This is a genomic window from Neorhizobium sp. PAMB6630 (assembly GCF_058242775.1).
Genome location: NZ_CM177836.1, coordinates 1,290,991 through 1,303,063, shown reverse-complemented (window position 1 = coordinate 1,303,063; position 12,073 = coordinate 1,290,991). Strand labels below are relative to the sequence as shown.

Here is a 12,073-nt window from a genome sequence, read left to right as displayed (position 1 = left end):
CCCAATGAAGGTTTTCGCAGGGAATTCGAACCGGCATCTTGCCGACGCGATCTGTTCCTATCTTAATGTGCCTCTTGGCAAAGCCACCGTCAAACGGTTCGCAGACCAGGAAATTTTCGTCGAGATCCAGGAGAACGTGCGTGGCGAAGATATCTTCGTCGTGCAACCCACCTCGTTCCCGGCCAATGACCACCTGATGGAACTGCTGATCATGATTGACGCCTTTCGCCGGTCGTCGGCGCGGCGCATCACCGCAGTGCTTCCCTATTTCGGTTATGCCCGCCAGGACCGCAAGGCCGGCCCACGCACGCCGATCTCGGCCAAGCTGGTGGCAAATCTGATCACAGAAGCCGGTGCCGACCGCGTGATGACGCTCGACCTGCATGCCGATCAGATCCAAGGCTTCTTCGATATCCCGACAGACAACCTCTACGCCGTGCCGATCCTCGCCCGTGACGTGAAGGAAAACTACGACCTCAACAACGTGATGGTCGTCTCCCCAGACGTCGGCGGCGTGGTGCGCGCCCGCGCGCTTGCCAAGCGCCTTGGCTGCCAGCTGGCCATCGTCGACAAGCGGCGCGAGCGCGCCGGCGAATCCGAAGTGATGAACGTCATCGGCGATGTCACCGGCAAGGACTGTCTGCTGATCGATGACATCGTCGATTCCGGCGGCACGCTGTGCAATGCAGCCGAAGCCCTTTTGAAGAACGGCGCAACCAGCGTCACTGCCTATATAACGCACGGCGTTCTCTCCGGTGGCGCGGTGGCCCGTGTCTCGTCGTCAAAGCTGCGAGAACTGGTGATCACCGACAGCATCCAGCCGACGACGGCCGTCCAGTCCGCGCCCAATATCCGCGTCGTCTCGACCGCAGCCCTGCTCGGCGAAGCGATCAATCGCACCGCACTCGAACAATCCGTTTCCAGCCTGTTCGATTGATCGCAAGGCTTACCATTCCGACGACCGACGCCGTCCCCAGGGGCGGCGTTTTCGTTTGTATAAGACGCGGATTGAAGTGGAAATGGCCGCAGGACAAGGCTTTTGCTTGCCAGCCTGCCCCACTTGGTCTATAGGCCCCTCGTCCGCGTAGACACCCTTGGAGGCAACGCGGATGAAGCGCATCGGACGATGCCCTTCTGATCCGTCGCAGAGCGTAAGCACAGCAGACGGGTTCTCCAAATAACCTCGAAAGGATATGCCATGAGCCACGCATCTTATGAGCTCAAGGCCGAGGCGCGCGAACGGGTTGGTAAGGGGTCCTCCCGTGAACTTCGCCGCAACGGTTTGATTCCCGCTGTCATCTATGGTGACAAGCAGGCCCCGATTTCCATCGCTCTGTCCACCAATGAGGTGACGAAGCGCATCCACGCCGGCGGTTTCATGACCACCGTCGCTTCCATCGTGCTCAACGGCGAAAAGATCTCCGTTCTGCCGAAGGATTACCAGCTTGATCCGGTGCGCGATTTCACCATGCACGTGGATTTCCTGCGCGTTTCCGCAGACAGCCAGGTCACCGTTGACGTTCCGGTCCACTTCATCAACGAAGAAAAGTCCGGCATCAAGATCGGCGGCGTGCTGAACATCGTTCGCCACACCGTTGAAATGGATTGCCCGGCCAACGACATTCCGGAATTCATCACCGTCGATCTCGACGGCTTCCAGATCGGCGACAGCATCCACATCTCGGCCGTCAAGCTGCCGAAGGGCGCAACGCCGACGATCACCGATCGCGATTTCACCATCGCTACGATCGTTGCTCCGGCTGGCGGCACGACCGAAGAAGAAGCGACTGCCGAATAAGCTTTACGCTGATCAGCATTCTTTGAACCCGCTTCCGGCAACGGAGGCGGGTTTTTCTATTCCGCTTCACAAGCTTTGCCGCAAAAACCCCATGTTTATCTGTCGATAAGCTGAAGGATACCATGCATCGTGCAGCAAAGATCCGTCTCCGCCGGCAAAAGGGCTGGCAAGAGGTTGACAGCCGCATTGCGGTTTCTGCCAATCGGGTTTTAATATTGCTTAAGGAAAGAGTGGAACGATGCCCGCTCGACAGGCATGATCTCAAGATAAAGAAAATAGCGGGAGCCCTGGTCTGAGCTGATGCGTCACTCCGTAGAGAGCCGTTTCATTGCGATTATATCCGGCGCTCTCCTGATCGTCGTCGCGCCGCTGTTTACGCTTTTCCTCGCCCTGTCTTCGCAGCAGGCGACGCAGAGCCTGAAGGAGCGCGTCGACATTCGCCTGCAGGCCAATGCACAGGCGCTCAGCAAGCCGCTCTGGGATCTGGATCTCGACAGCATTCGTATGATCACGGCAACGCTGATCGGCGAACCGGGCATTCGGGTCGTGCAGGTCAGCGATACGCTGGGCAAGCTCGACGTTACCGAAAGCAATCTGCGGGGCAGCGGCGAACGCCTCGACAAGACGATGCAGGCGATCCAGTACCGCTCGACAGACGGGCTGCACGACGTCGGCACGCTCACCATCTATTACAACAAGGTCGGGCTTTTTTCGGCGCTCAACGCCATGGAACTCGCCTTCATTTCCATCTTCATGCTGGCAATTTTGACGGTCTTCGTCACGGCTATCTTCGGCAATCGCATCATGGTCATCCGCCCGCTGATGCGACTGACGGCGGCCATCGAGGCCACGCGCCGGCTTGGCTCGCGCCACCATGTCGACTGGCGCTCCACCGACGAGATGGGGCGGCTGGCGCAAAGCTTCAACGAAATGCAGACCCAGTTGGAACGCGAGGAGCGCGAGTTGAAGCGCGCCCACCAGCAGACCACCGAAACCTATAACCTGACGCCTGCCATGCTGTTTTCGCTCAACAGCGACGACATGATCTGGGCCGTCAGCGATTATTGGCTGCTGGCCACAGACTATGCGCGTAAGGACGTTCTGGGCCATCCCTTCATCGACCTCATCGTTCCTGCCGACCGCATGCGCTACCGGGCGCGCAAGCAGCAGGTGCGCACGAGCGGCAGCGCCTGCGAGATAACCGTGGGCTTTCTCTGTGCTGACGGACGCGTCATGGATGTGCTGATCCTCGAGACGGAACTGCACACCTCCGGCAGCGATCAGCCGACCTCGCTCAGCGTGATGACCGACGTGACCGAACTGAAGCAATCGGAACAGCGCAACAAGCGCCAGGCGATATCCGATCACCTGACCGGACTTTTGAATCGCCAGGGGTTCGAGGCCGTTCTGGACGAGAAGATTGCCGAAGCCGACACCGCCGGATCGCAGATCGCCTGCCTGTTCATCGACCTCGACCGCTTCAAGTCCATCAACGACACGCTCGGCCATACGGCGGGCGATAGCGTTCTGTGCCAGTTTGCCAGGCGCATCACGCCGCTGATCCAGGTGGACGACATCGCCTCGCGTCTTGGCGGCGACGAATTCGCGCTACTGATCACCGGCCACGGTGCCGAAGAGCGGGCAAACGCGATATGCCAGAAGATCGTCGACCTGTTCGACGTGCCGTTTCAGGCAGATGGCACGGCCGTGCGCCTCAGCGCCAGCATCGGCCTTGCCTTTTATCCGCGCCATGCCCAGCTTGCCGCAGAACTGCTGCAGAAGGCCGACATGGCGATGTATACCCGCAAGCGCGACGGCAAGAACGGTGCCGTCATCTATAACGAAGCCATTCTGGATCGGGCGCGCGAACGGGCCGAGATCGAAAGCGACATCACCGTTGCCCTGGCTGCAAACTGGTTCGAATCGCACTTCCAGCCGATCGTCGATGTCGCGACCCGCCGCATTGTCGGTTTCGAGGCACTGATGCGTCTTCGCCATCCGCGCAAGGGCCTGCTCTCGCCCTCCAGCATTATCGAAGTGGCCGAGGAGACCGGTTCGATCAACCAGATCGGCAACCTCGTGCTGGAAGACGCACTGTCCAACCTGGCGCGCATTTCAGCCCTTCCCGGCATGGATAAAACCTATGTGGCGGTGAATTTTTCGCCCTTGCAGTTCGAGCCAAGCCTTCCCGCGCGACTGGCAGCACTGGTTTCCCGCCACAATATCATGCCGCACCGGCTGGTGGTCGAAATCACCGAGGCCGTGCTGATGCATGACGATCCGAAGGTGCGCAAGATCCTCGATGAAATCCACGCCTTCGGTTGCCGCATCGCGCTTGATGATTTTGGCACGGGCTATTCCTCGCTGAGTTACATGAGCCGCTTCCCGGTCGATATCGTCAAGATCGACCAGTCCTTCATCCGCTCCATCGGCGCCGATGCCTCCGAAGTCGGGCAGAAGAACCGCATGCTGGTGGAAGGCATCAGCGCCATATCGCACAAGATGAACTGCACGGTGATTGCAGAAGGCGTGGAAACCCGCCGGCAGCACGAGCTTTTGAAGCAGATCGGCGTCGATTGCGCGCAAGGATTTCTGTTTTCCCTGCCCCGCAGTATCGAGGACCTGATGGCTGATCTTTCAAGCTCTGCAGCACCACTGGAAAGCCTGACAGGATGAGTTCATACTGAAAGATCAAGCGGGTTCGGGGGAAGCGGCATGAAGTGTCTGATTGCAATCTTCTGCATGCTGGCCGGTCCGGTCTCGGCCGCAAGCCTGACCTTTACCACCGAATCCTATCCGCCCTTCAGCTTTCTCGGCCCGGACGACGTGCCGCGCGGTGCAGGCGTGGAACAGGTCAACGGAATCATGAAGGGCATCGGTTCCGATATGACCTATAAGATCGAGGTTCTGCCCTGGGCGCGGGCACTGGCACTGGCCGAAACGCAGCCGGATCATTGCGTCTTTGCCACGGCGCGCACGGCGGAGCGGGAAAACCGGTTCCAATGGGTCGGCCCCCTGCACATCGACCGCAACGTACTGGTGAAGCGCGCCGGCAGCCCCGTTCATGCGCCAACCCTTGAGGCGGCCAAGGCCTACCGCATCGGAACCCAACGCGAAGACTATACGCAGGAAATCCTGCGCCGGAAGGGTTTTACAGAAATCGACCTCAGCGCAAGCTTTGACCTCACCCTTGCAAAATTGCTCGGAGGACGCATCGACATGATGCCGATGTCAGACGGCGTGGTGCGCAAATTGCTGAAGGAGGGACAGCCGATCGAGCCGGTTGTCGCTCTGTCACTGCAGCAATTGTCTATTGCCTGCAACAAAAGTGTCTCGGGCACGCTGATCGAGCGCATGCAGGCATCACTCGACCGCTTGAATGACAATGGCACGCGCGACAAGATCTACCGCGCCTATGGCCTAACGCCCGTGCGGTGACCCCCGCCACACCATCCGACGCCGAAGGGACGAGGGACTGAAGCAGGGGCCAGGAATTTCCCAAAAATACTTGACTCCAGGCCCGTTTCGCGGTCCCAGACGCGCAGTGTAATGGCCACCGGTTTCAACGGCCACCCTGTTCAACGGCCAGCGCGTCGAGGAAACGTCACATGTTCATCATCGCCGGCCTCGGCAATCCGGGCGCCAAATATTCCGGCAATCGCCACAATATCGGGTTCATGGCGGTTGATGCCATCCAGCGCCGTCAGGGATTTGCCCCGTGGTCGAAGAAGTTCAAGGCAGAAATTTCCGAAGGCGAACTGGGCGCGGAAAAGGTGCTGCTGATCAAGCCGCAGACCTTCATGAACCTGTCCGGCGAGGCCGTCGGCGAGGCCATGCGCTTCTACAAGCTTCAGCCACAGGACATTATTGCCATCTATGACGAACTGGATCTCGTGCCCGGCAAGGCGCGGATCAAGACGGGCGGCGGCCATGGCGGGCACAATGGCGTCAAATCGCTCGATGCCCATTGCGGGCGCGAATATCGCCGTCTGCGGCTCGGCATCGGCCATCCCGGCTCCAAGGAGCAGGTGCAGAACCATGTGCTCGGCGATTTCGCCAAGGTCGACCGCGTCTGGCTCGATCCGCTGCTCGAGGCACTCGCCGACAATGCCGACATGCTGGTGAAGGGCGAGGATTCGCAGCTGATGAACAAGCTGGCGCTGGCCGTCGGCGCCAAACCGGACGACGAGCCGAAAAAGGCAAAGGCGCCGGAAAAGCCGGGTGGCGGCCAGTCGCATATTCGCGCTGCCCGCAATTTTGCCCAGCCAAAAGCGCTGCCGACATCAGGTCCGATGGCCGACATGCTGAAGAAAATGTTTGGCCCGAAGGACAAGGATTGATGACGGGAGGCGCGCAGCTATCGATCCGCCCCGCCGGTCCGCACGACCTTGCATCGCTGCTTGCCCTTTACCGTGAGCTTAATCCCGCAGATCCCCAGGTCTCGCCGCAGACCGCGCACGCACGCTACCATGCGATGCTGTCGCATCCGGGCCTCCACGTCTTTCTCGGGCTGTCGGCGGATGTTGCCGTATCAACGGCGACGCTGCTGGTGATCCCCAACCTGACGCGAAACGCCCGTCCCTATGGGCTGATCGAAAATGTCGTGACGCTTTCTGCCTCTCGCGGCAAGGGTTATGCCCGCGCCGTCATCCGTCACGCGGTGGCGCATGCTTTTGCCGCAGACTGCTACAAGGTCATGCTGTTGACCGGGCGCCAGAGACCCGAGGTGCATCGTTTTTACGAAAGCTGCGGTTTTGCGCAGAACAAGGCCGGCTTTCAGATCCGCAACGACTGACCGAGGGCCGGCATGCTGTTACTCCTGACAGCAGAACACGACGGGTATCAAAAACACCCCACAACGCAGGCTTTGCGTAAACTTCATGCGTATAAATTGCTGCCATGCAGCATCCTGTCGCGATAATCCTTGAAGTCTCGCCAATATAGCTTATGTTGAAGGCATACGTTTACAGCCTTTTCGGCTACCTGATCATCCTTGCCTCCTAGGCTGCTTGGCGACCCACAGATTTTGCGAACGTTCCAGAACTTCAGCCCGAGCGGCTGGAGTGCGCCAGCAAATCCATTTCTTGCGCGCCACACCCGGATTTCAAGGATATTATCATGATGCAATCACCCCGTACCGCAGCCACGCTTCTGTTTGCCCGCCCTGAGGCAGATGCCGGCTCCAATGCCGCCAAGCTTCAGGCCCTGCGCAGCAGCCAGGCGCTTCGGCTGCGCGAACGCAAGATGACCGAAAAGCAGGAGCGCCTGGACAAAAGGGCGTCGCACCTGCAACCCACCGGCTGACCCGTTTCGCCGGTTTTCAAGAAGACGACCCAACCCCGATTGAAGGCCCTTTGACGGCCGCAGGATATATTGACGTGGCAAACATCGACTATAACGCAAGCGCCGGGCTTTATCCGTGCAAGACCAACAAGCGCACCACCCGCGTGCGCTACAGACGTTTCGACACCGTGGCCGAAGCCGTGCGCTTTGCCATCGAGGACATGCCCGACGTGCAGTTGCGCGGTTGCGTGCTGGAAGTGGACGAGACCCGTTTCGACGGCAACGGCATCCGCCGCCTTTATGACGCGCAGGATTACCCGCTGCTGCGCCGCGCTTGACGGTTCGTGTCACGGATGCGGGCGGTCATCGACGCATCCGCCCGGCGCCGCAAGAGAGTGCGGATGACCGGGAGACAATAATCGAATGACGATATTTTCCGTTCGCCACATCACCGAATATGTCTACAAGCGGCCGGTCGCCTTCGGGCAGCACCGACTGATGTTTCGGCCACGCGACAGTTTTGACCAGACGCTGCTCAGTTCCGATCTCGCCATCCATCCGCCGCCGCAATCGGTGCGCTGGATCCATGATGTGTTCGGCAATTGCGTGGCGCTGGTTTCGTTTTCCGGCCGGGCCAAAAAGCTTCGGTTCGAAACCAATATCCGTCTGGAGCATTCAGAGCAGGTGGCGCTCGACCTGCAGATCGACGACGAGGCCCTCACCTATCCGTTTGCCTATGATCCGGAAGAGGCGCCGGATCTGGAGCGCGTCACTGCGCGGCATTTTCCCGATCCCGACGACAGTCTCGGCCGCTTTGCCCGCCAATTCCTGCGGCCGGGCCAGCCGACCGAAACCGGGCATGTGCTGATGACGCTCTGTTATGCCATCCACGAAAGTTTCACCTATGCGCGCCGGCACGAACACGGCACGCAGACACCGCTTGAGACACTGTCGCTGCGCCGTGGCACCTGCCGCGACTTTGCGCTGCTGATGATGGAGGCGGCCCGCGCGCTCGGCATGGCAGCGCGTTTCGTCACCGGTTATATCTACGTGCCCGACCGCGATGGCTCGACCACGCTCGGCGGCGGATCGACACACGCGTGGTGTCAGGTGTACCTGCCCGGCGCCGGATGGGTGGAGTTCGATCCGACCAATGGCATTGTCGGCAATCGCGATCTCATCCGCGTCGGCGTGGCGCGCGATCCACGCCAGGCCGTGCCACTTTCCGGCAGTTACGACGGCGAAGCTTCCGATTTCGACGACATGGTGGTGCAGATCAACGTGACGACAGAACAAAACGACAGACGACTGACCGGCTGAACGGAACAACAAGCACCGAACGCCGTTGCTCGCATGACTTTCCTCCCTCCTCGCTCAAGGATATCGATCCATGAAAATTCGCGCGGGCTTTCGCCTGAGCTACGAATGCCCGCAGGACACGGCCATGCTGCTGGTTCTCAACATTCACCCTTCGCGCCGGGCGGACCTTTTTGGCGAGCAGACGCTGAGTTTCGACCGGCCGATCGAGGCCCGTGGTTATATCGACGGGTTCGGCAATGCCTGCAGCCGCATCGTGGCACCGGCCGGCGTGACCACGATCACCACCGATTTCGAGATCTATGACGGCGGCCTTGCCGATCCCATTCCGGAAAATGCCTACCAGCACGAGATCAAGGATCTGCCGGACGAGGTTCTGGTCTTCCTGCTCGGCAGCCGTTACTGCGACACGGACCGCCTGGCCGATTTTGCCTGGAAGACTTTTTCCGACACGCCGATGGGCTGGCCGCGCGTGAAGGCGATCCTCGACTTCACCCATAACCACATCACCTTCGACTACCAAAAGGCCGATCCGCTACGCACAGCCTTTGGCGGTTTCACCGATCGCACCGGCGTGTGCCGCGATTTCGCGCATCTTGCCGTCACATTGTGCCGCTGCATGAACATTCCCGCGCGCTACTGCACCGGCTATCTCGGCGATATCGGCGTTCCCACGGATGTGAACCCGATGGATTTCAGCGCCTGGTTCCAGGTCTATCTCGGCGGAAGCTGGCACACGGTGGATGCGCGCCATAACAAGCCCCGCATCGGCCGCATCCTGATGGCAACCGGCCGTGACGCGACCGACGTGGCGCTGACGACGGCCTTTGGCCCGGCCATCCTCAAGCATTTCGAAGTCATCACCGACGAAATCCCCGCACAGACGATGTGACGGGCACAGCTCGGGCAGCCATCGCAGCGGGATCCCTTCCGTTTGCGATGGCTTTCCGGATCACTCTTCCGGCTCGGCCTTGAACATCAGCGGAAAGCCCGCCTCCTTGGCAAGATCCATCGCCTCGGAGACCTTTGTCTCGGCAATATCCTTGGCGCAGACGACGACGACGCAGGAGCCGAGCTTATGCGCGGTCATCATCACCCGGTGGCCGGCATCTTCCCCGATACGGAAAACAACCTTCAGCACCAGCGTGACGAATTCGCGCGGCGTATAATCGTCGTTGAAGAGAATGACCTTGTAGAGCTTGGGGCGCTCCAGCTTCGTTGTGCTCTTCGGCTTGAGTGTGGTTCCGTTCGCCATGGCGGCGGGCCTCCTGTGTCACCTGAGGTGGTGCAGCCGGGATTTGATGTGAAGGATCATTCGCGCGCGTGCAACGGTATCGCACCGCGTCGTTCTTGAAAATAGGAAGAGTCTCGGCCCGCAGCAAGTGGCCAGGTGCTTTCAATGGCCGGAAACACGGCGGAATGGCAAGGCGCCCTTGACCCCATGCCGCGTTTCCCCCATAGCCAGACTAAATCGAAATCAAGGACAGGTGGAACCCTTATGGGCTTCAAGTGCGGTATCGTGGGCCTGCCGAATGTCGGCAAATCCACCCTCTTCAACGCGCTGACCAAGACGGCGGCAGCGCAGGCGGCAAACTATCCCTTCTGCACCATCGAGCCGAACACCGGCGAAGTGGCGGTTCCGGATCCGCGCATGCAGAAGCTTGCATCCGTTGCAGGCTCCAAGGAAATCATCCCCACCCGCATTTCCTTCGTGGATATCGCGGGCCTGGTGCGCGGCGCCTCCAAGGGCGAAGGTCTCGGCAACAAGTTCCTCGCCAACATCCGCGAAGTGGATGCCGTAGTGCATGTGCTGCGCTGCTTCGAAGATGATGACATCACCCATGTCGAAGGCCGCATCAACCCGGTCGGCGATGCCGAGACGATCGAGACCGAGCTGATGCTCGCCGACCTCGAGAGCCTTGAGCGCCGCGTCGATCAGACCCGCAAGCGCGCCTCTTCGAAGGACAAGGATTCGCTTGCCCAACTGCCGATCATGGAAGCCGTCGTCAAACTCTTGAACGAGGGCAAGCCCGCCCGCCTTCTCTTGACCACGCTTGCCGCCGACGAGATCGAGATCCTGAAGGGTCTGAACCTTCTGACCTCGCACCCGGTTCTCTACGTCTGCAACGTGGCGGAAGCCGATGCGGTCGATGGCAATGCCCATACCAAGGCTGTGGCCGAGATGGCCAAGTCGCAAGGCGCGGAATGCGTTATCATTTCGGCGGCCATCGAATCGGAAGTGGCGCAGCTGCCGGAGGAAGAGTCCAAGGAATTCCTCTCGGCTCTCGGCCTTGAGGAAGCCGGTCTCGACCGCCTGATCCGCGCCGGCTATAACCTGCTTCACCTGATCACGTACTTTACCGTCGGGCCGAAGGAAACGCGGGCCTGGACCATCGTGCGCGGCACCAAGGCACCGGCGGCTGCCGGCGTCATCCATACGGATTTTGAACGCGGCTTCATCCGCGCCTTCACCATCGCCTATGACGACTACATCGCCTACAAGGGCGAAGTGGGCGCCAAGGAAGCCGGCAAGGGCCGCGACGAAGGCAAGGAATATGTCGTGCAGGATGGCGACGTCATCCACTTCCGCTTCAACACCTAAAGGCGTTCTCGCTTTTCTCAACACCACTGCCGCCCCTCGCCCGGGCGGCAGTTTTCGTTTGGACCTGCCGTTGACGTAAACTGCTTGGAATGACCGGCACATGCGCTATGGTTGCTGCATCAGCGTGAATGGGAAGAGCAATGCTGCATTTTGAGGATTTTCATGAGGGGCGGACCTTTCCGCTCGGGCCACGCACGGTTTCGGCAGGAGAGATCATCGAGTTTGCGCGCGAATTCGATCCGCAGCCGATGCATCTTTCCGAAGAAGCCGGAAAGGCGAGCATCCTCGGCGGGCTTGCCGCCTCCGGCTGGCACACCGCAGCCCTGCAGATGCGCATGATCGTCGATAGCTATATCGGCAATTCCACCTGCCAGGGCGCACCCGGCGTCGATGTTATGGACTGGAAAAAGCCGGTATTGGCAGGCGATACGCTGAGCGGCAAAGGCCTCGTACTGGAGGCGCGTCCGCTAAAATCCCGTCCCGGCATTGGTCTGGTGCGCATGCGCACGGAACTGGAAAACCAGCGCGGCGAGACGGTCTGTGTTGCCGAGCAGGTCATCATGTTTGCCATGCACGCCAAAGGGGAGACTGCCGCATGAGGCTTGCAGAACTTTATCCTGTCGGCACCCGCGTCGAGACCGGCACGCTGGAATTCTTGGCCGAAGACATCATCCGTTATGCGGAAAAATTCGACCCGCAGCCCTTTCACATGGATGCGGAAGCGGCCAAATCCTACGTGTTCGGCGCGCTCTGCGCCTCCGGCTGGCATACCTGCGCCGGCTGGATGAAAATGCTTCTCGCCCATTTTGCCGAAGAGTTTCCGCGCCTCGCGCAACAGGGCCTGCAGCCGCCGAAACTTGGGCCCTCGCCCGGCTTTCGCAAGCTGCAATGGCTGCGCCCGGTTTATGCCGGAGACCGCATCACCTATTCGGTGACGCTGACGGACACACGCGAGCTTGCCTCGCGCCCCGGCACCTGGCTGAACTCGACCCTCAACGAGGGCGTGAATCAGAACGGCGAAACCGTGCTGCGGTTTGAAAGCAGCGTGCTCGACTTTGCCTGAGAGGCTTCGC

The 12,073-nt window shown here is 60.2% G+C and carries 14 protein-coding genes; 13 read left to right on the top strand and 1 reads right to left on the bottom strand.

Annotated elements, in window-relative coordinates; genetic code table 11:
- Positions 1-4 precede the first annotated feature (4 nt).
- The 10 genes from AC4CWF_RS06145 to AC4CWF_RS06100 all read left to right on the top strand — a co-directional run bounded on the left by AC4CWF_RS06145 (position 5) and on the right by AC4CWF_RS06100 (position 9,290).
- A complete protein-coding gene (locus AC4CWF_RS06145; RefSeq protein ID WP_491284244.1) occupies positions 5-937 on the top strand; it encodes a ribose-phosphate pyrophosphokinase in 933 nt (310 codons plus the stop codon).
- A 261-nt stretch (positions 938-1,198) separates the two neighbouring features.
- Positions 1,199-1,798 (top strand): 50S ribosomal protein L25/general stress protein Ctc, encoded by a 600-nt coding sequence (locus tag AC4CWF_RS06140; protein WP_491284243.1) that lies wholly within the window; start codon positions 1,199-1,201, stop codon positions 1,796-1,798.
- Between the two features lie 300 nt (positions 1,799-2,098).
- On the top strand, positions 2,099-4,474 hold the full coding sequence (locus tag AC4CWF_RS06135; protein WP_491284242.1) for a putative bifunctional diguanylate cyclase/phosphodiesterase: 2,376 nt from the start codon (positions 2,099-2,101) through the stop codon (positions 4,472-4,474).
- A gap of 39 nt (positions 4,475-4,513) precedes the next feature.
- Complete coding sequence (locus tag AC4CWF_RS06130) at positions 4,514-5,236, top strand: substrate-binding periplasmic protein (protein ID WP_491284241.1); 723 nt, start codon at positions 4,514-4,516, stop codon at positions 5,234-5,236.
- A gap of 170 nt (positions 5,237-5,406) precedes the next feature.
- A complete protein-coding gene (gene pth, locus AC4CWF_RS06125) occupies positions 5,407-6,138 on the top strand; it encodes an aminoacyl-tRNA hydrolase (RefSeq protein ID WP_491284240.1) in 732 nt (243 codons plus the stop codon).
- Positions 6,138-6,593, top strand: a complete 456-nt coding sequence (locus tag AC4CWF_RS06120; RefSeq protein ID WP_491284239.1) for a GNAT family N-acetyltransferase — start codon at positions 6,138-6,140, stop codon at positions 6,591-6,593. Before pth ends, AC4CWF_RS06120 begins: the two co-directional genes overlap by 1 nt.
- 323 nt (positions 6,594-6,916) lie before the next feature.
- Positions 6,917-7,102 carry a hypothetical protein gene (locus AC4CWF_RS06115; RefSeq protein WP_491284238.1) on the top strand — a complete coding sequence of 62 codons (186 nt, stop codon included), beginning with the start codon at positions 6,917-6,919 and terminating at the stop codon, positions 7,100-7,102.
- A 74-nt stretch (positions 7,103-7,176) separates the two neighbouring features.
- Entirely contained in the window at positions 7,177-7,419 is a 243-nt protein-coding gene (locus tag AC4CWF_RS06110; protein ID WP_491284237.1) for a hypothetical protein, read from the top strand.
- Between the two features lie 85 nt (positions 7,420-7,504).
- Positions 7,505-8,401, top strand: a complete 897-nt coding sequence (locus AC4CWF_RS06105; RefSeq protein ID WP_491284236.1) for a transglutaminase family protein — start codon at positions 7,505-7,507, stop codon at positions 8,399-8,401.
- A 70-nt stretch (positions 8,402-8,471) separates the two neighbouring features.
- Positions 8,472-9,290, top strand: a complete 819-nt coding sequence (locus tag AC4CWF_RS06100) for a transglutaminase-like domain-containing protein (protein WP_491284235.1) — start codon at positions 8,472-8,474, stop codon at positions 9,288-9,290.
- Between the two features lie 60 nt (positions 9,291-9,350).
- On the opposite strand, the gene clpS is transcribed toward AC4CWF_RS06100, so the two are convergent.
- Positions 9,351-9,653, bottom strand: coding sequence for an ATP-dependent Clp protease adapter ClpS (gene clpS / locus AC4CWF_RS06095; RefSeq protein ID WP_491284234.1), 303 nt, complete (start codon positions 9,651-9,653; stop codon positions 9,351-9,353).
- Positions 9,654-9,896: 243 nt separating this feature from the next.
- Between clpS and ychF the strand changes: the two genes are divergently transcribed.
- The 3 genes from ychF to AC4CWF_RS06080 all read left to right on the top strand — a co-directional run bounded on the left by ychF (position 9,897) and on the right by AC4CWF_RS06080 (position 12,063).
- A complete protein-coding gene (ychF, locus tag AC4CWF_RS06090) occupies positions 9,897-11,000 on the top strand; it encodes a redox-regulated ATPase YchF (RefSeq protein ID WP_491284233.1) in 1,104 nt (367 codons plus the stop codon).
- A 140-nt stretch (positions 11,001-11,140) separates the two neighbouring features.
- Positions 11,141-11,599 carry a MaoC family dehydratase gene (locus AC4CWF_RS06085; protein ID WP_491284232.1) on the top strand — a complete coding sequence of 153 codons (459 nt, stop codon included), beginning with the start codon at positions 11,141-11,143 and terminating at the stop codon, positions 11,597-11,599.
- A complete protein-coding gene (locus AC4CWF_RS06080) occupies positions 11,596-12,063 on the top strand; it encodes a MaoC family dehydratase (RefSeq protein ID WP_491284231.1) in 468 nt (155 codons plus the stop codon). The genes AC4CWF_RS06085 and AC4CWF_RS06080 overlap by 4 nt, the downstream gene beginning before the upstream one ends.
- Positions 12,064-12,073: the final 10 nt, after the last annotated feature.

Coding starts and splice junctions, on each gene's coding strand:
- AC4CWF_RS06120 (WP_491284239.1), top strand. CDS start 6,138: ATGACGGGAGGCGCGCAGCTATCGATCCGCCCCGCCGGTCCGCACGAC.
- AC4CWF_RS06080 (WP_491284231.1), top strand. CDS start 11,596: ATGAGGCTTGCAGAACTTTATCCTGTCGGCACCCGCGTCGAGACCGGC.
- clpS (WP_491284234.1), bottom strand. CDS start 9,653: ATGGCGAACGGAACCACACTCAAGCCGAAGAGCACAACGAAGCTGGAG.
- AC4CWF_RS06145 (WP_491284244.1), top strand. CDS start 5: ATGAAGGTTTTCGCAGGGAATTCGAACCGGCATCTTGCCGACGCGATC.
- AC4CWF_RS06085 (WP_491284232.1), top strand. CDS start 11,141: ATGCTGCATTTTGAGGATTTTCATGAGGGGCGGACCTTTCCGCTCGGG.
- AC4CWF_RS06135 (WP_491284242.1), top strand. CDS start 2,099: ATGCGTCACTCCGTAGAGAGCCGTTTCATTGCGATTATATCCGGCGCT.
- AC4CWF_RS06115 (WP_491284238.1), top strand. CDS start 6,917: ATGATGCAATCACCCCGTACCGCAGCCACGCTTCTGTTTGCCCGCCCT.
- pth (WP_491284240.1), top strand. CDS start 5,407: ATGTTCATCATCGCCGGCCTCGGCAATCCGGGCGCCAAATATTCCGGC.
- AC4CWF_RS06105 (WP_491284236.1), top strand. CDS start 7,505: ATGACGATATTTTCCGTTCGCCACATCACCGAATATGTCTACAAGCGG.
- AC4CWF_RS06130 (WP_491284241.1), top strand. CDS start 4,514: ATGAAGTGTCTGATTGCAATCTTCTGCATGCTGGCCGGTCCGGTCTCG.
- AC4CWF_RS06140 (WP_491284243.1), top strand. CDS start 1,199: ATGAGCCACGCATCTTATGAGCTCAAGGCCGAGGCGCGCGAACGGGTT.
- AC4CWF_RS06100 (WP_491284235.1), top strand. CDS start 8,472: ATGAAAATTCGCGCGGGCTTTCGCCTGAGCTACGAATGCCCGCAGGAC.
- ychF (WP_491284233.1), top strand. CDS start 9,897: ATGGGCTTCAAGTGCGGTATCGTGGGCCTGCCGAATGTCGGCAAATCC.